At 62.2% G+C, this 17,971-nt stretch carries 22 protein-coding genes; 9 read left to right on the top strand and 13 right to left on the bottom strand.

Going from position 1 to position 17,971, the window contains the following annotated elements; genetic code table 11:
• The first annotated feature begins 10 nt into the window (after window positions 1–10).
• From PG896_RS01210 to PG896_RS01200, 3 genes are all read left to right on the top strand, one after another.
• Window positions 11–778 (top strand): thiazole synthase, encoded by a 768-nt coding sequence (locus PG896_RS01210; RefSeq protein ID WP_113978250.1) that lies wholly within the window; start codon window positions 11–13, stop codon window positions 776–778.
• On the top strand, window positions 775–2,046 hold the full coding sequence (gene thiH, locus PG896_RS01205; RefSeq protein ID WP_270835317.1) for a 2-iminoacetate synthase ThiH: 1,272 nt from the start codon (window positions 775–777) through the stop codon (window positions 2,044–2,046). The genes PG896_RS01210 and thiH overlap by 4 nt, the downstream gene beginning before the upstream one ends.
• A 669-nt stretch (window positions 2,047–2,715) precedes the next feature.
• Window positions 2,716–3,255: an REP-associated tyrosine transposase gene (locus PG896_RS01200; RefSeq protein ID WP_201985583.1), complete on the top strand. Its 540-nt coding sequence runs from the start codon at window positions 2,716–2,718 to the stop codon at window positions 3,253–3,255.
• Between the two features lie 118 nt (window positions 3,256–3,373).
• Here PG896_RS01200 and PG896_RS01195 read toward each other — a convergent pair whose 3' ends face one another.
• From PG896_RS01195 to PG896_RS01170, 6 genes are all read right to left on the bottom strand, one after another.
• On the bottom strand, window positions 3,374–3,715 hold the full coding sequence (locus PG896_RS01195; protein WP_270835316.1) for a hypothetical protein: 342 nt from the start codon (window positions 3,713–3,715) through the stop codon (window positions 3,374–3,376).
• A complete protein-coding gene (locus PG896_RS01190; protein ID WP_270835315.1) occupies window positions 3,705–4,073 on the bottom strand; it encodes a hypothetical protein in 369 nt (122 codons plus the stop codon). The genes PG896_RS01195 and PG896_RS01190 overlap by 11 nt, the downstream gene beginning before the upstream one ends.
• A gap of 207 nt (window positions 4,074–4,280) precedes the next feature.
• Window positions 4,281–4,829, bottom strand: a complete 549-nt coding sequence (locus tag PG896_RS01185; protein WP_201985855.1) for a GNAT family N-acetyltransferase — start codon at window positions 4,827–4,829, stop codon at window positions 4,281–4,283.
• On the bottom strand, window positions 4,829–5,245 hold the full coding sequence (locus PG896_RS01180) for a GNAT family N-acetyltransferase (RefSeq protein WP_270835314.1): 417 nt from the start codon (window positions 5,243–5,245) through the stop codon (window positions 4,829–4,831). The genes PG896_RS01185 and PG896_RS01180 overlap by 1 nt, the downstream gene beginning before the upstream one ends.
• A gap of 156 nt (window positions 5,246–5,401) precedes the next feature.
• Window positions 5,402–5,839, bottom strand: coding sequence for a GNAT family N-acetyltransferase (locus PG896_RS01175; RefSeq protein WP_270835313.1), 438 nt, complete (start codon window positions 5,837–5,839; stop codon window positions 5,402–5,404).
• Window positions 5,840–5,964: 125 nt separating this feature from the next.
• Window positions 5,965–6,597, bottom strand: a complete 633-nt coding sequence (locus tag PG896_RS01170; protein ID WP_270835312.1) for a Vat family streptogramin A O-acetyltransferase — start codon at window positions 6,595–6,597, stop codon at window positions 5,965–5,967.
• A gap of 222 nt (window positions 6,598–6,819) precedes the next feature.
• On the opposite strand from PG896_RS01170, the gene PG896_RS01165 reads away from it, so the two are divergent.
• Both PG896_RS01165 and PG896_RS01160 read left to right on the top strand, forming a co-directional pair.
• Entirely contained in the window at window positions 6,820–7,404 is a 585-nt protein-coding gene (locus tag PG896_RS01165; protein ID WP_010672673.1) for a hypothetical protein, read from the top strand.
• A 328-nt stretch (window positions 7,405–7,732) separates the two neighbouring features.
• Window positions 7,733–8,623, top strand: coding sequence for a sensor domain-containing diguanylate cyclase (locus PG896_RS01160; protein WP_042015352.1), 891 nt, complete (start codon window positions 7,733–7,735; stop codon window positions 8,621–8,623).
• Between the two features lie 63 nt (window positions 8,624–8,686).
• Here PG896_RS01160 and PG896_RS01155 read toward each other — a convergent pair whose 3' ends face one another.
• The gene (locus PG896_RS01155; protein WP_010672675.1) at window positions 8,687–9,325 is read right to left on the bottom strand and encodes an exopolysaccharide biosynthesis protein; all 639 of its coding nucleotides are present in this window, start codon (window positions 9,323–9,325) and stop codon (window positions 8,687–8,689) included.
• Window positions 9,326–9,526: 201 nt separating this feature from the next.
• Here PG896_RS01155 and PG896_RS01150 point away from each other — a divergent pair, with 201 nt between their 5' ends.
• Together PG896_RS01150 and PG896_RS01145 are read left to right on the top strand one after the other, a co-directional pair.
• A complete protein-coding gene (locus PG896_RS01150) occupies window positions 9,527–10,141 on the top strand; it encodes an outer membrane beta-barrel protein (protein WP_270835311.1) in 615 nt (204 codons plus the stop codon).
• Between the two features lie 45 nt (window positions 10,142–10,186).
• Complete coding sequence (locus PG896_RS01145) at window positions 10,187–10,717, top strand: GNAT family N-acetyltransferase (protein WP_041214334.1); 531 nt, start codon at window positions 10,187–10,189, stop codon at window positions 10,715–10,717.
• On the opposite strand, the gene PG896_RS01140 is transcribed toward PG896_RS01145, so the two are convergent.
• Window positions 10,698–11,003 carry a monooxygenase gene (locus PG896_RS01140; protein ID WP_039040460.1) on the bottom strand — a complete coding sequence of 102 codons (306 nt, stop codon included), beginning with the start codon at window positions 11,001–11,003 and terminating at the stop codon, window positions 10,698–10,700. The genes PG896_RS01145 and PG896_RS01140 overlap by 20 nt on opposite strands.
• A gap of 121 nt (window positions 11,004–11,124) precedes the next feature.
• Between PG896_RS01140 and PG896_RS01135 the strand changes: the two genes are divergently transcribed.
• Window positions 11,125–11,487, top strand: a complete 363-nt coding sequence (locus PG896_RS01135; RefSeq protein WP_270835310.1) for a winged helix-turn-helix transcriptional regulator — start codon at window positions 11,125–11,127, stop codon at window positions 11,485–11,487.
• Here the strand turns inward: PG896_RS01135 and PG896_RS01130 are convergent.
• The 4 genes from PG896_RS01130 to PG896_RS01115 form a co-directional block, all read right to left on the bottom strand.
• Window positions 11,484–11,918: an N-acetyltransferase gene (locus tag PG896_RS01130; RefSeq protein WP_201957225.1), complete on the bottom strand. Its 435-nt coding sequence runs from the start codon at window positions 11,916–11,918 to the stop codon at window positions 11,484–11,486. The genes PG896_RS01135 and PG896_RS01130 overlap by 4 nt on opposite strands.
• Before the next feature lie 174 nt (window positions 11,919–12,092).
• Window positions 12,093–13,130, bottom strand: a complete 1,038-nt coding sequence (locus tag PG896_RS01125) for an acyltransferase (protein WP_201887976.1) — start codon at window positions 13,128–13,130, stop codon at window positions 12,093–12,095.
• Between the two features lie 176 nt (window positions 13,131–13,306).
• On the bottom strand, window positions 13,307–13,927 hold the full coding sequence (locus PG896_RS01120) for a PepSY-associated TM helix domain-containing protein (protein ID WP_270835309.1): 621 nt from the start codon (window positions 13,925–13,927) through the stop codon (window positions 13,307–13,309).
• 65 nt (window positions 13,928–13,992) lie between these two features.
• Window positions 13,993–16,035: a TonB-dependent receptor gene (locus PG896_RS01115; RefSeq protein WP_270835308.1), complete on the bottom strand. Its 2,043-nt coding sequence runs from the start codon at window positions 16,033–16,035 to the stop codon at window positions 13,993–13,995.
• A 271-nt stretch (window positions 16,036–16,306) separates the two neighbouring features.
• Between PG896_RS01115 and PG896_RS01110 the strand changes: the two genes are divergently transcribed.
• On the top strand, window positions 16,307–16,786 hold the full coding sequence (locus PG896_RS01110) for a GNAT family N-acetyltransferase (RefSeq protein ID WP_270835307.1): 480 nt from the start codon (window positions 16,307–16,309) through the stop codon (window positions 16,784–16,786).
• An 82-nt stretch (window positions 16,787–16,868) separates the two neighbouring features.
• Here PG896_RS01110 and PG896_RS01105 read toward each other — a convergent pair whose 3' ends face one another.
• The gene (locus PG896_RS01105) at window positions 16,869–17,927 is read right to left on the bottom strand and encodes a porin (RefSeq protein WP_029313567.1); all 1,059 of its coding nucleotides are present in this window, start codon (window positions 17,925–17,927) and stop codon (window positions 16,869–16,871) included.
• Between the last annotated feature and the right edge of the window lie 44 nt (window positions 17,928–17,971).

The raw sequence follows: 17,971 nt of genomic DNA, 5'->3' as shown, positions 1-17,971 counted from the left end.
GGAGGCTGACATGCTCAAGATTGCCGATCACACCTTCTCTTCGCGCCTCTTTACCGGCACCGGCAAGTTTGCCCGCCCGGAACTGATGGCCGCCGCCATCGAGGCGAGTGGCTCCCAGCTGGTCACCATGGCCATCAAGCGGCTCGAACCGGGCAAGGCCCACGACGATATCCTCACGCCCCTTCGGCAACTCGGGGTCAAGCTGCTGCCCAACACCTCGGGGGCCAAGACCGCCGCCGAGGCGGTATTTGCCGCCCACCTCGCCCGCGAGGCGCTGGGGACGAACTGGCTCAAGCTCGAGATCCACCCCGATCCGCGCTACCTCTTGCCCGATCCCATCGAGACGCTCAAAGCCGCCGAGCAGCTGGTGAAAGAGGGCTTTGTGGTGCTGCCCTACTGCGGCGCCGACCCCGTGCTGTGCAAGCGGCTCGAAGAGGTGGGTTGCGCCGCCGTGATGCCGCTGGGCGCCCCCATCGGTTCCAATCAAGGGCTGGTGACCCGGGAGTTTCTCTCCATCATCGTCGAGCAGGCCAATGTGCCCGTGGTGGTGGATGCGGGGATCGGTGCGCCGAGCCATGCCGCCGCCGCCTTTGAGCTGGGGGCCGATGCCGTGCTGGTCAACACCGCCATTGCCGTCAGTGGCGACCCGGTCGCCATGGGCCGCGCCTTTTCACTGGCCTGCACTGCCGGGCGCAGTGCCTATGAAGCCGGTCTCGGCGCCCGCGCCCTGCAGGCCCAAGCCTCCAGCCCGCTTACCGATTTTCTGGGGGCGTTATGAGTCAGCATGCCAATGACCCCACCCCGACCCTCCCCTTGCCAGGGGAGGGAGTGTCGACTCCGCCCTCTTGTGAAGTAGGAGATCGGGGGGGCGGATTAACACCTCCCCCTTGTGAAGGGGGAGGCCGGGAGGGGGTTGAGAGAAAGTCGGAGAGTTTTCTCGATAGATGGCTCGAGCTGGGGTGGGACGATATCGGCATGCAGATCCGCGCCAAAACAGCGGCAGATGTAGAGCGGGCGCTGACTACCTCCCGCCGCACCCTGGCGGACTTTATGGCGCTGATCTCCCCGGCCGCCGAGGCGTATCTGCCGCAGATGGCGGCCGAGGCCGAGCGGCTGACCCGCCAGCGCTTTGGCAACACCATCGGCTTCTATGTGCCGCTCTATCTGTCGAACCTGTGCGCCAACGACTGCACCTACTGCGGCTTCTCCATGAGCAACCGCTTGAAGCGCAAGACCTTGAATAGCGAGGAGATTGAGCGCGAGTGTCTGGCCATCAAGGCGCGCGGTTTTGACAGCGTGCTGCTGGTGACCGGCGAGCACGAGCACAAGGTGGGGCTCGCCTATTTTCGGCAGGTGTTGCCCATCATCCGCCGTCACTTCAGCACGGTGGGGATGGAGGTGCAGCCCCTCTCGCAGGATGAATATGCCGAGCTGAAGACCCTCGGCCTCGATTCGGTCATGGTCTATCAGGAGACCTACCACGCCCCCACCTACGCCCGCCATCACCTGCGCGGCAACAAGCGGGACATCGCATGGCGCCTCGCCACGCCGGATCGGCTCGGCCGCGCCGGTATCGACAAGATAGGGCTGGGGGCGCTCATCGGTCTCTCCTCGGACTGGCGTGCCGACAGCTACTTTGTCGCCGAGCACCTCGCCTGGCTTGAGCGCCACCACTGGCAGAGCCGCTACTCCCTCTCCTTCCCGCGCCTGCGCCCCTGCACCGGTGGGCTGGAACCTGAAGTGGTCATGTCGGATCGCCAGCTGGCCCAGCTTATCTGCGCCTGGCGCCTCTTCTCGCCCACGCTGGATTTGTCGCTCTCCACCCGCGAGTCGGCCACCTTTCGCAACGGCGCGGTGCGCCTTGGCATCACCCAGATGTCGGCCGAGTCGCGCACCCAGCCGGGTGGCTATGCCGAGGGGGATAAAGAGGAGCTGGAGCAGTTCGCCATCCACGACGACCGCCCGGTGGGGGAAGTGGCCGCTGTCGTGCGACAGGCGGGGTTGCAGCCGGTGTTCAAGGATTGGGAGCCCTTCCTGGGCCGATAGGGGCGGCCACGCCCCCCTTTACCGGCGGCGCCCGGTATAACGATTGGGCGCCGTTCGGCCACACACCTTGCTGGTGGCGACCCTTTGGCTCCCTCCCCTGCGAAGGGGAGGGCTGGGGAGGGGTCTTTATGCGGCATTTCATTGCCATCGTAGGGTCGATTAGCCGTCAGGCGTAATCGTCCGTTCCGAGGCATGGTGTTGGCGGCAGGAGCCGTTGTGTGGTGGCACGGCCTTGCCGTGCAGGACGCGAGGCCGCTGGCCTCGAAGGGGTTTCGCCCGCCCTTCGGGCTTGGGCGAGTGACTTTGGAAAGACCCAAAGTCACCAAAGGTCTTCTCCCCCGCCAATCCGACCGCTACGCGGTTTCCCTCGGGTCAGGAACAAGGTCGGACGGACCGCCGCAGACGGCACATCCCTGTGCCGGCTGCGTCTGCGCCATCATCCCTGATGGCGCTCCTGACCTTTCACCTTCCCCTCGGCGGATTGGAGGGGGAGCCCAAACCGTGCCCTCCATAACCTCAGGGCGTTGTCGTAGTCGTAGGGTGCAATAAGCGGAGCGCATTGCACCGCTATTGTGATGAGAGGTGCAATTCACTTCGTTCATTGCACCTTACGTTTTGCTTCGTTTGAACCACATTTAACAACATGGTTGATTGTCGGTTGGGCAAAGCATGGCGAATTACATACGGGCATGGCGACCGGGGGGAACCTGGTTTTTTACGGTCGTGCTGGCTGAACGCCAGAACAACCATCTACTGGTCGAACGGATCGATCTGTTGAGGAAGGTTGTCAGGGAGGTGCAAGAGAATCATCCATTCCGGATCCACGGCTGGGTTGTCTTGCCCGAACATCTGCATGCCTTGCTGGAATTGCCGGAAGGGGATACCAATTTTCCGTTGCGCTGGCGCCAAATAAAAAGCAAGTTTTCACGATCAATCCCCAATTCGGAGGCTCGCTCAGAATCTCGTTGGCAGCGTGGTGAGCGGGGTATTTGGCAGCGACGTTATTGGGAGCATTTGATCCGCGATCAGGAAGATTTCAATCATCATCTCGATTACATCCATATCAATCCCGTCAAACATGGATTGGTAACAGCCCCGAAAGATTGGCCATATTCCACCTTCCATCGCTGGGTACAACAGGGCCGGTATCCATTATCTTGGGGAGATACCGCCACGCCAGAAGATGCAATACCACATAACAATAAATAATCGGAATTAACGTGGTTAACGTAGGGTACAATAAGCGGAGCGCATTGCACCGCTTTCATTATGATAGTTGTGAAGATAGAGGTGCAATTCACTTCGTTCATTGCACCCTACGGTATTATCACTCATGTTCTTCTTTTCCCGTCTGCTGTGTTTTTGATATTTCATTAGCTATATCAAGAACTGCTTTTGCATCGTATGGTTGCAAGTAATCAATTAGTGTTAACTTTTTTGTGACACCATTTAATGAGGTTCCCATAACTATTCCTTTTTTGTTGTCTGCATCAAGCCAAAACCTATCATGAATTTCATCTGTTCTGATGTCTTTTATTATTATGTCTGAATTAATGGATTTTAATATGTTGTGCATGGCATTTGGGCTGCGCTTTTTAGCGTCTTTAGGTTTGGGCTCTTGAGTGAAAAATGTGATGCTTTGCAGTGAGTCAGATAGCTCAATTATCATTTTTTTTAAACAGATTCAGAACGCTTTCTTCGTTTGAGTAGAAGAATGCATCGATAATCATTAGGTTTTTCACACCTTTCAATGTACGGATAAATCCAAGAATTACGATCTCAACTTCATCTACAGTTATACCTGGGTGTAAGATAGAGTCACAGGTTATATGGTATCGGAATAACGATGATGGCCCATTCTTGATGAACTCTTCACGTAAAAGATCTTGAATGTGAGTGGTGTTTAGTCGAGTTAACATGAAATCTCGACTTAAATCTGGATTGTCATAAAAGCGTTGAAAAATATCTCTGCTATTAACTCCGTTGCTAGCGTGGCATGCAATGATTGTTATTTCCTTATCGCTCATAATGTCTCTTTTTAATAATTAATGTGGTAGTTTTGGTTGTTGGCTAGTGTACAGTCACCTTGGCAAAATTATCAAACTCTGAGTATTACATCGTGATAATTAGCGCGTCACGATATATCAGGGCTCAGGGGTTGTTGTGATAAAAATAGCCATAGTCTTCATCTGTTCACATGATAGAGAACGATAGTATTCGCTTTGCTACAGAAATCAGCCTGATGGCACAAGAGAATAAATAAGTGCATCAATAGGCTGGCCATGGAGGAATATACGGTTCCTTGCCCGACACTCAAAGGCGGCCCCGGCAGCGATGGCGACGTCTTCGCTGGCGCTGTTGCCAATTCCCATCACGATCTCCAGCCGAAATAGGCCCAACTGCTGAAAGCCAAAGTCACGGAGCAGGGCGACCGCCTGACGGGCGATGCCGCAGCCTTGGCGAGATTGCCTCACCCAATAGCCGATATTGCCGTAGCGATGATGGGGCGACAGCTGGTTGATACCTGCGCCACCCAGCAGTTGGCCGGTGGTGGCGCAGAAGATGCCCATGTCAAAGGCGCGTCCCGCCGCGCGATCCTGATCGCAGGTCGCAAACCATCCCATCGCCTGCTCCCGGTTGAACGAGGGAGTGCACCAGCTCATCCATTTGCCGACCGTCTCGATGGATTCGTGGGCCGCGCGGACAAACTCGTCGGCATCGCCCGCTTCGAATGGACGGATCATGAGTTTGGCGTTGGCATTGGCAAGACGCTGGAATGGCATCACTTATCCTGCTTCTTCAAGAAATAACTCACATGCCCCGGCGGCATATCGGGCAGCTGGCCAAAGACCTCGTAACCCTGCTTCTGGTAGAAGGGGAGGGCCTGAAAACTGGTGGTTTCCAGATGGTAGTTGGTGATGCCCTTGCTTTGGGCGTACTGCTCCATGGCGCTGAGCAGGCGGGCGCCCCAGCCGTCGCGGCGGATGCGTTCGTCGATCCAGAGCCAGTCGACGTGCAGCCAGCCCCACTTGATGTCGGCGATGATACCGCCCTGTACCTTGCCCTCTTCATCCTTGATAAAGCTGGCGATCCGCTCGCGCAGATGGGTGCCGGCGTGATCCTTGTTGTAGCCCGAGAGACCAATGCGCAGCGCTTCGATCTCATCGTCCTGAGGCGGTTGGGGTGGGGTGAGTTGCATGGTGCTTCCTGTTTGATGATGGCTGGGGGATGGCTTCCTGCACGGCTATCTGTCCGCGGCTGTTCAGTGTCACCTGCGGGCTGACCTGTGTCACCGGGCAGACAAGAAGGCGGATATCCCAACATGACAGTCCTGGGTATGAAGGTGATTGATTGGTCAGGACTTTTCGGCGGCAATCCGCTTAAGCCCCATACCAAGACTGGCAGGCGCCGTGAGCGAGAAACCGAATTGTTGATAGAGTCGGTAAGCCTCCCCATCTGCCAGCAAGCTGACATAGCCTGACTCCGGTACCTCGCGGGCGATATAGTCGGCGATCTCCGTCATGATCTTTTTGCCTACCCCTTGACCCTGATATTCAGGTAGCACTGCAATATCAACCACTTGATAAAATGTCCCGCCATCTCCGATGATGCGGCCCATGCCGATGGCGGTCTGGCCGCAAAACACCTGGACGGCAAACAGCGTATTGGGCAGACCACGCTCTGCGGCTTCAAGCGTCTTTGGGCTGAGCCCGGCAGCGGTTCGAAGATAGCGATAGGTTTCGACGGGCGGCGTTGAGTGGACGACAGTGAAAACGGGTGTTGGTGCGGTCATTCGGGTAACTCCATGTAGGGCCTGATTGTTTTAAATGCCCATGTAACGCACTGATCTGGTGATGGACCCGTGCTCTCCAGGGCTGTAGGGGGAGGTTCTTATCAATGTCTCCAGGTGGGCAGCCATCACCCCGCCCTCTCCAACTCGTCCATTTCCCCGCCGCCGATCAAGTTCAAATTCCGGCTGATCCGCTCCACCGGCCAGTCCCACCAGGCGAGGGCGCCCAAACGGGCGATGGTGTCGTCGTCAAAGCGATAGCGGATCACCTTGGCGGGGTTGCCGCCGACCACGGCGTAGTCGGGCACGTCCGTGGTGACCACGGAGCGGGCGGCGATGATGGCGCCGTTGCCGACCTTGACCCCCGGCATGATCAGGGCGTCATAGCCTATCCAGACATCGTTGCCGATGACGGTATCCCCCTTGTAGGGGAGGCTGCCCGGGGCAGGGGCGGCACTCTCCCAGCCGTTGCCGAAGATAAAGAAGGGGTAGGTGGAGAAGCCGGAGGTCTGGTGGTTGGCGCCGTTCATGATGAACTTGACCCCGCGGGCGATGGCGCAGAACTTGCCGATGATGAGCTTGTCGCCGATGAAGGGGAAGTGGTAGAGGACGTTGCGCTCGAAGCCCGCCGCATCCTCCGGGTCGTCGTAATAGGTGTAGTCACCCACCTCGATATTGGGCCCCTTGATGGTGTTCTTGATAAAGCACACCTGGGGGAAGCCGTTCATGGGGTGGGGGTTGGCGGGATCGGGTCCGTGCATGGGGGCTCCTCTGGGGTCCGGGCTCTGGCTACCCTAACGGAATCGGGTGGAGCCTTGCCACCCTTTTGTGCCCTCCGCTTCGCCAGTCTCTGTCGCCCCCTGCCCATGTGCGCATCGACCCGGGGCGGGTTTGTCTCTAGCATGGAGGGGCGGCGGAGTCTGGCTCCGTCAAAATGGATGATGGACGAAGTGCGCTTTGCACACTTCTGGCGGAGAGAAAAGATGAAGCTGCGTTCCTTGTTGATGGTGGGTGCCCTGCTGCTGGGCGGATGTGCGGTCAATCCCTATGGGGGGACGCCTGCGCCGGTCGGCGAGCCGGACAAGCCGGTGACCAAACCAGAGAAACCCGTGGCCGAGCCTGACAAGGCCGAGCCGGTGCCTGCTCCCAAACCCGTGGCACCGACGGGGCTGGCGGTCGCCCTGGCCGATGACTTCCTGAAGGCCGCCGATGTGCAGGCGCTGGCGGGCAGCAGCCCGGTACTGCTGCTGATGGCGCCCCAGAACGGTACAGGTGAGCCCTTCAGCACCCAGCCCCTGGCGGTGGCCATGATCCAGCGCATTCAGGCCAATAGCGGCTTTCGTTTCGCAGACCCGGGCCAGGTGGCGGCCATCACGGGTCAGCTCGAATACCAGCAGGGGGGCATGAACCCCGCCTCCCTGGTGCGTCTGGGTCGCCAGACCGGGGCGGGTTACATGCTCTACGGGGATCTCCTCTCTGAAGGGGGCCGCTACCGGCTCGCCATGAGCCTGATGGATCTCAAGAGCGGTGAACTGCTCTGGAATGCCAGCCGATCCGCTGCCCGCTGATGCCGGCTCGCCGGATCCCTCTTGACCGGGATCCGGCCTTGCCCCCCTTGTCCGGGGGCGGGAATACCCCTGTGGCGCCCCTGACGTCACAGGGGTTGGCATGTCGCACTGCCTGAAGGCAAAAAAACCTTCCTGACTGTCTGACAGCTCTGGTTCTGACAGCATCCCCGATTGCTACCATTCACTTTGCCGGAGGCTTGTCCGGTGAGCACGTCACCGACCGCATCCTTCCCGCCCGGCAGGCAGCTTTCTGCCCCTGTGCGATACTCCATGAGTCTTGTATAACAGGAGTACAGGGACCCACTCCCACGGATAGCAAGGAGCTCGGATGGCGCTCTCAGTGGCACAACTCTACGAAGTGATGGCCCAGTTGCCGGATCCCGTTTTCATCCTCAGCGAAGATGGCTACTACATCGAGTACATCGGCGGGATGGAGCAGCAGTCCTACCAGAACGGCAACCCGCTGATCGGCAGACAACTGCTGGACGTGCTGCCCGAGGACAAGGCGCAGTGGGTGATGGCGCAGGTGGCTCAGGCCCTCGCCAGCGGCCAGGTGCAGGTGGTGGAGTATGACCTCTCCCCCGCCGAGGTGGACGGCATCGACGCCGACGCCGGGCCCCAGGGAATGCAGCGTTTCGAGGGCAAGATAGCGCCCTTGCCCTCTTTATATGAGGGGAAGCGGGCGGTGGCCTGGATGACACGCAGCATCACCCGCCAGCACGAGCTGCAACAGCGGCTCAAGCGGCTCGGGGAGACGGATCAGCTCACCGGCCTCTACAACCGCCACTTCTTCTTCGACCAGTATCACCACAGGGTGCAGGGGCAGCATCTCACCGGCCTCATCATGCTGGATCTCGATCACTTCAAGCAGATCAACGATCGCTTCGGCCACCAGACCGGTGACAAGGTCTTGTGCCGGGTCTGCGAGTGCGTCTCTGCCCAGTTGCGGGGGGAGGATCTCTTCGTGCGCAGCGGTGGCGAGGAGTTTCTGATCCTGCTGCCGCAGATCGACGAGGGGATATTGCTGAAGGTGGCGGAGCGGATCCGCGCCGCAGTGGCGGCCATGGCGCCGGATCCCGCCCCGGTGACCGTGAGCCTGGGCACCACCCTGATCCGGCCGGGAGAGGATCTTGGCACCGTGCTGGCCCGGGCGGACGAGTGGCTCTATCGGGCCAAGCGGGGCGGGCGCAACCGGGTGGCCCACGATGGGGCACCCTGAGGGGCGCAGTGAACAGGAAAGAGGGCGACCCGGGGTCGCCCTCTTTCATTTGGCCTGGCCAGATCAGCCAAACAGGGTCGAGATATTCTGCCCCGCCATCAGCAGGCCGATGGCCAGGGCGCTGAACCAGACCAGGGTGGCGGCGACCAGAGCATAGCCGAGGGCGACGAAGAGCCCGTCCCGCTGCAACATGCCGATGGCCAGCAGCAGGATGGCCCAGGCGGGCATGGCGTTGGTGAAGGGAATGGCGCCCAGCGGCAGCATCAGCAGCAGGGCGGCCAGCATGATGAGCAGGCCGTTGCAACGGTTGATGGTCACGCTGCCGGTCAGGATGAGCAGGCGCGGGCGGATGAAGCGGTCGATGCGGGCCAGCAGATCCGCCCCCTTGTGCAGGGTCGGCTTGAGGTGCTCGGCGGCGAAGCGGCGCTCCATCAGGAAGGCGGGCAGCCAGGGCACCCGGTTGAGGGTGATGCCGATGCCGATGAAGAGGATCAGCAGGCCAAAGGGGGTGCTGACGCCGGGAATGGAGACCGGCAGCAGGAAGGGAACCGTGAGCAGCACGCAAAACAGCAGCATGCCCTGCTCGCCCACCAGGGCCAGCATCTGGCGCAGGCTGATGTGGCTCTCCTCGATGGCGTGGGCGGTGGCCCTCAGGGTATCGGAGAGCGTGCTTTGGGGGTCGTTGAGTTGCGCGGCAACCATTCCTGAGATCCTCGTCTGTTGATGCCACCGCTGTGGCGCTGCCAGCTTACGGGGGCGAGGTTAATCCCGGATGAATAACCCCGGGGAGCACAGATTTTTCCATCGGGAGCGGGGCAATGGGGCTGGTACAGCCCCCGTCCAGTGTGGGAGACGGGCGCTCTGATATGCTTTGCGCAGGTCTTTTCACCAAAGGATGAGCACATGAGAGGAGCGATGGGGATGGTGCCGGGGCTGCTGCTGCCCCTGGCGGGCTGGGCAGCCGAGCCCCCGGCGACGGGCTGGCAGCTGACTCCCTTTGCGGGATACAGCTCGGCCATCGACTTTCGGGCCATGGACGAGCCGGCCCCCACGCCGCACGGGAGCGACATCGACACCTTGCAAGGGGAGCGCTCCGGCAGTTGGGGGCTCTTCATCAGCAGGGAGGTGGATGACCCTGGCATGATAGAGCTGCTCTACAGCCACCAGTCGACCCGGGTGTCCCCCGAACTGCCCGACAGGCTGACGGTGGACACCCTGCAGTTTGCCGGGGCCCTGACTCTCTCGGACAACCTGATGGCCCCCTATATCGGTGCCGGGATAGGGGTCACCCGCTTCGATGCCTACGACAGCGAGACGGCCCCTTCCATGTCCCTGGCCCTCGGGGTGCAGCCGCGCCTGACCGAACATCTGGCTGTGCGGGCCGAGGTGCGCGGTTATGGTGCCCTGGTCAACGACGACAGCCAGTTTCTCTGCAACCCCGAGATCTGCGCCTTTCGGGTGCGAGGGGAGCTGATCACCCAGTGGCAGGCCAACATCGGCTTGACCCTGAGGTTCTGAGCCTCATGATAGGACTCCTTTGACCAGACAAGGCGATACGACTCCGTGCCATCCCTGCCCCGTGAACTGCCCGTACTGCTGACCCCAAGGGGGCGACTGCGCCCCTTCGATGGGCGGGATGCTGCCGATCTCTTCGCCATCTACGGGGATCCCCTGGTGATGCGCTTCGTCGGGGAGCCGCCGTTTCCCTCCCTTGCCACCGTGTCGCAGATGCTGGCTAGCGTCGAGCGGTTGCTGGCTGGCGGCGAGTCGCTGGAGTGGGGGCTGGTGTTACGCGGCAGCGGCCGCCTGGTGGGTACCTGCGGCTTGCACAGCTTTGCGGCCGGCGCCAGCCTGCGCCAGGCGGAGGTGGGCTGCATGCTGGCCCGCAGCCACTGGGGACAAGGTCTGATGGGGGAGGCGCTGAGCGCCCTGATCGCCTATGCCCGCCAGCTTGGCATCGTCACCCTGCTTGCGGATATCGAACCGGACAATCTGCCCAGCCAGCGGCTATTTGAGCGGCTGGGCTTCATCTGGCAGCAGGATACCTGCTACCGGTTGCTGCTGGGCGAGGAGATCACACCAGACCGCGCGTGACGCGGCTGAGGGGCTCGTTGACGTCGAACACCTTGTACTGCACCGCGCTGGCGCCCATGGCGAGCACCCGCTGCTCGTGCATGGTGGCGTAGGCGAGGGCACTCCCCTCATCCTCGAACAGATAGATGCCGCCCGCCTCGCCGGTGCGCGGGTTTTCGGTCCAGATCTTGGAGATGAAGCCCGGCTCCCGGGTGATGGAGTCGGCCAGCGGCATGGCCGCAGCAGTGAGGGCTGGTCCCATCATCTCGGCGGGGAAGTTGAAATGGATCTGCAGCAGGCTGGGCATGATAAACCTCTCGTGGGTGTTGATTGACGGAATCCGCATCATAGGAAGCCGGCATCTTGGCTGCAAGAAGGCACATTTTCGTGGCATAGTTACCGCAAAGTAACCACTCACGAGCCATACCGTGCCCTCACTGCCCTGTCCCGCCTATCAGGTATTGCGCCTGCTGACCGGCAAATGGAAGCCGGCCATTCTGTTTCATCTGCGCGAACAGACCCGGCGCTTCGGCGATCTGCGCCGCTGCCTGCCCGAGGTGAGCCAGAAGGTGCTCACCGCCCAGCTCAAGGAGCTGGAGAGCGACGGTGTCATCATCCGCACCCTCTACCCCGACGTACCGCCCAGGGTGGAGTACAGCCTGAGCCCCCTTGGCGTCGCCCTGATCCCCCTGCTCCAGCAGATGCACGATTTTGCGCTGAACCACGGCGACCTGCTGGTACTGAGTGACGCGGCGACGCGCAAAGAACCCCATCCCGCCGAGCCAAGTTAATTCCGCGCCGACCAGACCATTACCCACTCGGCGCAGCCGGTGTGGGGATCCACGGCGTCGGCCGTCACCTGAAATCCTTGCGAGCGATAGAAGTCGCACGCGGTCCGGTTCTGCTGATAAACCTGCAGCCGCAGGGTCGGCAACTGCCCCTTGGCGTGCTCGAGCAGGGCCTTGCCCAGCCCTTTCCCTTGCTGCGCGGGGGCCACGAAGAGCGCGGCCAGGGCGCCCTCGTGCAGGGAGTAGAAGCCAAGCAGCTGATCACCCAGGCAGAGTACCTGGCTGTCGGCGGCGGGCAGGTAGATCTCTCGCATCGGCGCCAGGTTGGTGTGCCAGTAGGCGGGCTCGATGAAGTGGTGGGCCTGCAGGGAGGCTTCGAGCCAGATGGCGAGGATGGCCTCGGTGTCGGCCGGGGTGAAGGGGCGGATTTGCATAGGTGTCTCGTCTGGATTCGTCAAAAGAGGGGCATGGTAGCAGCACAGGCCCCGTCGTCACCCGCCAGCGGGCAAAAGTGGACCCCTTGTAACAAAAAAGGCGACCCTAAGGTCGCCTGTTGCCGTGAGCCGGTGTAGGGGAGGGAGCTGCCTCCCTCCGATCCCTTGCCCCCTTCAGCGAGCCCGCAGCAACCAGCGGCTGAGGGCGGTGGCCGCCAGCAGTCGGTAGCCGAGCAGAGTGAGCGCCAGCAGCGCGGGTACCTTGAGGAGTTCCCACCACACCTGCTTGCCCTGGGGGCCGAAGATCATCAGCCACACCACCAGCATCATGTGCAGACAGTAGAGGCCGAGCACCTTGGGGGCCTGGCGCTCCAGCCAGCTGCCCTTGCCCCATGCCGGGTTGGCCAGCAGCAGGCCGAACAGCCCCAGTGCCCAGGGGAGCGAACCCAGCAGGAAATCGTGACGAGCGAGGGGGACGGCGGCAACGCGCAGCAGACCTGCGGCCTCCAGGGCGTAGAGCCCCATCCCCGCCATCATCATCAGGGCGCAGCGCCTGGCGTCCGGCTGCCAGGCACGCAGGCGCAGCTCGGCGCCAAGCGCCACGAACAGCAAGGAGAAGAAGGGGCCGTTGCGGGTCAGCAGGGCCCACTCGCCCCCCGGCAGCAGCGGGCCATAGGAGCCGCCGATCAGGGCCAGGGCGTAGAGCAGGGCCCCCAGCAGCAGGGCCAGCCTCGGCAGGCGGACCTGCTGGCAGAGCCCCAGGATCAGCACCGCCACCATCAGGGCGGGCAGGAACCAGAGGTGGATCATGCCGCCCACCCACCAGACGTTGAGCGGATCCCCGAGCTGCATCTGCCACTGGCCTGCCATGGCGGGCAGGTAGCCCTCGCTCACCGCCGCGAGCGGGTTGAACGGTATCAGCACGTAGAGCAGGCTCCACGCCAGCCAGAGCCCCAGCAGGGGTCGGCAGTAGCGCAGTGCGACCGTCAGCGGATGGCCAGCGGCGAGGGCGGGTTGCAAGAAGTAACCGGCGCACAGGAAGAACAGCGGCACCGCGAAGCGGCAGAGCTGGTTGATGACGGCCCCGACCAGAGGGTAGGGCGTGCCGTCCCACAGGGCGGGGTCGAAGGGGTTGCTGAAAGGGGAGAGATGGATGGTCATCACGGCCAGGATGGCCACCACTCGCCCGCATTCGATGCTGGAGATGCGCATGATTCCTCGCGGCGTTCGGGAGTTGGGCGCACCCTATCAGCCGCAGGCGTTCCCTATCCAGCCGCCTGGTCGCCAACTGTGACCCCCATCGGCGGCCGGTTACCCTTTGTTACCCGAGGTGCGGGCAAGGTTACCGCCGCCGGGAGCGGGATCCCGTTTTGGTGTCGGTAAAAGGGCTAGAGCAGGGCCACCAGCACGGTGACCAGGGCGCCCAGCAGCAGCAGGGTGATGCCGCGACCGGCGGGGCCGTGCAGCTTGTTCCACATCAGCAGGCTGGTGAGGGCCAGCAGCAGCATGGCCAGGGCCGCCAGATCTCCCACCAGTTGCCAGGGCTGGCCGGTGCCCATGCCACGGTGCAGCCGGTTGAGGCTGGCAGCGAAGTTGGCCTGCTGCAGCTCGGTGCGCACCAGCAGAGTGCCTTCCACATAGCTGGCGGTCACGCTCTGGCTGAGGGTGACGCCGCGCAGCTCCCAGCGGGCCGGCAGGGTGAGGGCGCCGGATGGTGTGGGCAGGGTCTGGGGCGGGGTGATCTGGGGTCGCCCCTCCTCGAACATGTCTGCATAACGCTGTTGCAGCAGGGCTTTCAGTTCATCCGGGCTGGCCAGCGGCGTGCTCAGTACTATCTCTTCGCTCGATTTGGCGGTGTGGGGACCGGGCAGGGGCAGCACGGCCCTGTGTTGCAGCCAGAGGCCGGTGAGGCCGTAGAGCAGCATCAGGGTGAGGGTGGCAAAGCCTGCCCAGGCGTGGATGCGGCGCACCCACTTGTTGTTGTGCAGGGGGAGTTTTCTGCGTGTCATCGTTCGGTGCTTCATAACAATCTGGCCAGCGAACGCTGGCCAGAGGGGTCGGTAAACAGGGAGGATCAGAAGCGGTAGGCGGCGGTCAGGTGCAGCTGACGGGGCGTGCCCGGCATGATCTGGGCCGCGCTGGTGGCGCTGACGAAGTAGTCGTGATCGGTCAGGTTCTCCACGCTCAACTGAGCTTCCCACTGGGGCCAGCGATAGCCGGCACGGGCGTCGAAGCGGGCGTAACCGGGCAAGGTGGTTGTGTTGGCGTTGTCGGCGAAGCGATCCCCCACCGCCGTCACCCCGGTCTCGCCGAACCAGCCCTGCTTGCCGCTCTGGTAGCCGGCGAACAGCTGGCCGTTCTGGCGGGAGACGTTCATCGGCCGCTTGCCTTGCAGGTCCGCGTCTGCCTTGACCTGCTCGGCATCCTGGATGGCGACGCCGCCGCGCAGATAGATCTCGTCGGTCAGCTGGGCACGGGCGCTCAGCTCGATGCCGTCGGTGCGCTGCAGACCGGTGAGGATCACCCGGGTGGGATCCAGCGGATCCTTGCTGCGCTTGTTGTACATCTCCAGCCGGTAGAGGGAGAGGGTGGTGGCGAGGCGGCCGTTCAGCCAGTCGCTCTTCACGCCCCCTTCATAGAGCCGGGTGTGCTGGGGATCCAGGTTGTTGTTCTTGTCCCCCGGGGTGATGCCGATAAGCTCACCGCCCACCGGGGTGAAGGTCTTGCTGTAGGAGGTGTAGAAGGCATGCTCCTCGATGGGGTTCCACACCAGGCCCAGGCGCGGACTCAGGCTGGTGACCGAGAGGGTCTCTTCCTTGTCGAGGTCGTTGCGGCGGCTGGTGACGGTGAAGTCGTCGCGGCGCAGGCCTGCCAGCAGGTGCCAGTCGCCCAGGCTGAGCTGATCCTGCACATAGAGGCCGACACCGCGCACCCTGTGATGGGCGTCGCTGGAGAGTTTCATGGCGCCGTCGTAGGTGGGCAGGGAGCCCGGATCATAGAGGTTGCCTGCCGGGATCGGGTTGGCGTTCTGGTAGAGCTTGGGGGTGCGATCCTGCCAGCCCTGCTCCAGACCCACCAGCAGACGATGGGCGATGGGGCCGGTTTGCAGCTGGCCTTCCGCCTCGGTGTTGCTGGTGAGGCTGCTGGCCTTGAGATCCTGCTGCCAGCGGGCGCGGGTCACCTTGTCACCCTTGACGCTGGTGACATAGGTATTGTCGAACTGGCTGTCGAGGGTGGTGTAGCCGAGCTGCTGGCGCAGTTGCCACTGATCGTTGATGTCCCAGGTGAAGCGGGAGCGGGTGGACTGGGCCACATCGTCGATGAAGTCGCGGCGTGTGTCGCTGTAGACGCTCTCGATGGGGACATCCGCCGGGCGACCATCGACGCCGGGAATGCCGCGATCCGGGGTGCGATCGTGCTCGTTGCGCTCGTATTGCACCAGCCAGTTCAGGGTGTCGGTGATCTCCCAGTTGACGGAGGGAGCCAGCAGGGTGCGCTTGCTGGTCACGTCGTCGCGAAAGCTGTCTTTGTCTTCCTGGGCCAGGTTCAGGCGCACCTGTACCCGCTCTCCTGCCTCGCCGTTGAGATCGGCGGCGAAGCGTCGGCTGTCGAAGCTGCCGACCTGGGCGCTGACGCTGGAGGCCTGCCCCTTCTGGGGAACCTTGCTGACCCGGTTGACGATGCCGCCCGTGCTGCCACGGCCGTAGAGCACGGCGGCGGGGCCCTTGAGCACTTCGACCCGTTCGATATTGCCAAGGTCGCGGGTGTATTGCATGTCGTCGCGCAGGCCGTCGAGGTAGAAGTCGTTGCTCGCGCTGAAACCGCGGATGGTGACGCCGTCAAAGCGGGTGTCGCCGCTGGCGTTGACGCCGGGGATGCCGGTCAGGGCTTCACTCAGGGTGGGCTGGCCGAAGGCGGTCAGCTCGCTTGCCTTGACGGTCTCGATGCTCTGGGGCACCAGCTTGGCCGGGGTGGCGGTGCGGGTCGCGGTGGCGACCTCTTCATGTTGGCTGCGTTTGCCGACCACGGTCAGGGTTTCGTCTTCGGCACGGGGGCTGGTGCAAACCGCCAGCAAGGCGACGCCCAGCAAGGCGCGCGGGGAGTTGGAATGGTTCATCTGGGTGTGACTCTTTGTCGACCAATCGGCCTGAACTTGTTGATTTAATTGTAATTATTGATTTCTCTCATCGAGAGAGGTTGCTAATGATATTGATTTTCATTTGCCTTGCAAGGAGAAGATGCAAGAAAAAGAGATCATTGGCGGCAGGCACTGAGGGGGCTGGAACCTCGGGGAAAAGGCCGGGGGAACCTTGGTTCGGTTCGGAGGGGACGCTACCATGGTGGCCTCGCGCCTTGGCGCACCATCCGGAACACACAGGGAGAGAAACATGGTCGAGATCATCAGGGCGGATCTGCACAACCCTCGCCACGGCGAGGCGCTGATCGCGATGCTGGACGAATACGCCAGGGACGAGATGGGGGGCGGCAATGCACTGGCGGACGAGGTGAAGGCGAATCTGGCCGACGCCCTGGCCGCGCGACCCGGTGCTCATGTGCTGCTGGCCTGGGTCGATGGGGAGCCCGCTGGCGTTGCCACCTGCTTCGAGGGTTTTTCGACCTTCGCCTGTCAGCCGCTGCTCAATATCCACGACATGGCGGTGCACCCTGCCCATCGCGGCCAGGGCATCGGCAAGCGGCTGTTGGCGGAGGCGGAGCGGCTCGCCCGGGAACTCGGTTGCTGCAAGCTGACCCTGGAGGTGCTGGAGGGGAACAAGGTGGCGCAGGCTGCCTATCGCGCCAGCGGCTTTGCGGGTTATGAGCTCGATCCCGAGGTGGGCCGAGCCATGTTCTGGCAGAAGAAGCTCTGAGCCTCAGTGACAACGCGATCATCCCAAATGAAAAACGGCGCGCAGAGGGATCTGCGCGCCGTGTCGTCAGGTGGTTGCCGACTTAGAAGTCGTAGCGGGCCGCCAGCTGGAAGTCATCCTTGGTGTTGAGCTTGCCGCTGTCATGGCTGTCGAGGTTGTTGATGCGGTACTCGCCGATGACGCGCAGGTTCTTGTTGAACTTGTACTGGGCACCCAGGGTGTAGTAGTCGATGGAGTCGTAGTCAGACTTGCCAGCCTGCTCCACCTTCTGCTTGTTCCACAGGGCCATCAGGCCGAAGCCGCTCTCGAAGTTGTAACCCAGCGCCCCTTCCCAGCCGGTGTGATCCTTGCCAGTGGCCAGGAAGTCGCTGCCGTCGGCATAGCTCAGGGCGGCGTAGAGGGCCTTGTTGTCGTACTTGGCGGAGAGCAGCCACAGCTTGGCATCCTCTTCACCGCTCTTGTCGCGGATGCCCACGTTGTAGGCGGTCCCCAGGGAGAGGTTGAACGGGAAGGTGTAGGCCACGGCGGCACCGTAGGCGGCATCGCTGTCCTTGCTGGAGGTTTCTTCGGTGTCACCGCCATCGAACTTGTAGCTGGTATCTACCTGGAAACCGTTGAACAGGCCGGAGTACTTCAGCACGGAGCCGGCGCGGTTGGTGGCGAAGGTGTCGGTCTTGGCGCCCAGTGCCTCGTTGCCGTAACCGTCGGAGAGGGAGACATCAGTCCAGTCCGCCAGGAAGCCAGGAGCCCCCTTCTGGCGACCGAAGGTGACGGTCCCCCAGTTGGCGCCGACACCGGCGAACGCCAGACGGGTACGCAGGTTGTCGGAGTTCTCGCTGACGGTCTTCTCGCTGTCGTTGATGTACATCTGCAGTTCGTACTGGGCCAGCGCCTTGAGACCCGGGTTGATCTCGCTCTCTACCTTGGCGCCCAGACGGACAAACTGGTTGGCCCCCTGCTTGTCGCTGTATTCGTTTTTGATGTCACCGTTGGCGTCCAGCTCTTTCTTCTCGCCGAAGAACTGGCCGGCGTAGATGCGGCCGTAGAGGTCGAGCAGGGTGCTCTCGTTTTTGTACACTTCGACGGCTTGAGCCTGGAAGGCGGCGGTAAGAGCCAATGCTACTACTGTCAGCTTTTTCATCATGATCCCTTGTGTTGCAAGCTTTTGTTTTAAAAGACGGGGCC

The sequence above is a fragment of the Aeromonas sp. QDB30 genome (assembly GCF_027707645.1).
Taxonomy (GTDB): domain Bacteria; phylum Pseudomonadota; class Gammaproteobacteria; order Enterobacterales; family Aeromonadaceae; genus Aeromonas; species Aeromonas caviae.
Note: the sequence above shows the minus strand (reverse complement) of the source record. Positions and strands in the feature narration are given on the sequence as shown.

Coding starts and splice junctions, on each gene's coding strand:
- PG896_RS01210 (WP_113978250.1), top strand. CDS start 11: ATGCTCAAGATTGCCGATCACACCTTCTCTTCGCGCCTCTTTACCGGC.
- thiH (WP_270835317.1), top strand. CDS start 775: ATGAGTCAGCATGCCAATGACCCCACCCCGACCCTCCCCTTGCCAGGG.
- PG896_RS01200 (WP_201985583.1), top strand. CDS start 2,716: ATGGCGAATTACATACGGGCATGGCGACCGGGGGGAACCTGGTTTTTT.
- PG896_RS01195 (WP_270835316.1), bottom strand. CDS start 3,715: ATGATAATTGAGCTATCTGACTCACTGCAAAGCATCACATTTTTCACT.
- PG896_RS01190 (WP_270835315.1), bottom strand. CDS start 4,073: ATGAGCGATAAGGAAATAACAATCATTGCATGCCACGCTAGCAACGGA.
- PG896_RS01185 (WP_201985855.1), bottom strand. CDS start 4,829: ATGCCATTCCAGCGTCTTGCCAATGCCAACGCCAAACTCATGATCCGT.
- PG896_RS01180 (WP_270835314.1), bottom strand. CDS start 5,245: ATGCAACTCACCCCACCCCAACCGCCTCAGGACGATGAGATCGAAGCG.
- PG896_RS01175 (WP_270835313.1), bottom strand. CDS start 5,839: ATGACCGCACCAACACCCGTTTTCACTGTCGTCCACTCAACGCCGCCC.
- PG896_RS01170 (WP_270835312.1), bottom strand. CDS start 6,597: ATGCACGGACCCGATCCCGCCAACCCCCACCCCATGAACGGCTTCCCC.
- PG896_RS01165 (WP_010672673.1), top strand. CDS start 6,820: ATGAAGCTGCGTTCCTTGTTGATGGTGGGTGCCCTGCTGCTGGGCGGA.
- PG896_RS01160 (WP_042015352.1), top strand. CDS start 7,733: ATGGCGCTCTCAGTGGCACAACTCTACGAAGTGATGGCCCAGTTGCCG.
- PG896_RS01155 (WP_010672675.1), bottom strand. CDS start 9,325: ATGGTTGCCGCGCAACTCAACGACCCCCAAAGCACGCTCTCCGATACC.
- PG896_RS01150 (WP_270835311.1), top strand. CDS start 9,527: ATGAGAGGAGCGATGGGGATGGTGCCGGGGCTGCTGCTGCCCCTGGCG.
- PG896_RS01140 (WP_039040460.1), bottom strand. CDS start 11,003: ATGCCCAGCCTGCTGCAGATCCATTTCAACTTCCCCGCCGAGATGATG.
- PG896_RS01130 (WP_201957225.1), bottom strand. CDS start 11,918: ATGCAAATCCGCCCCTTCACCCCGGCCGACACCGAGGCCATCCTCGCC.
- PG896_RS01125 (WP_201887976.1), bottom strand. CDS start 13,130: ATGCGCATCTCCAGCATCGAATGCGGGCGAGTGGTGGCCATCCTGGCC.
- PG896_RS01120 (WP_270835309.1), bottom strand. CDS start 13,927: ATGACACGCAGAAAACTCCCCCTGCACAACAACAAGTGGGTGCGCCGC.
- PG896_RS01115 (WP_270835308.1), bottom strand. CDS start 16,035: ATGAACCATTCCAACTCCCCGCGCGCCTTGCTGGGCGTCGCCTTGCTG.
- PG896_RS01110 (WP_270835307.1), top strand. CDS start 16,307: ATGGTCGAGATCATCAGGGCGGATCTGCACAACCCTCGCCACGGCGAG.
- PG896_RS01105 (WP_029313567.1), bottom strand. CDS start 17,927: ATGAAAAAGCTGACAGTAGTAGCATTGGCTCTTACCGCCGCCTTCCAG.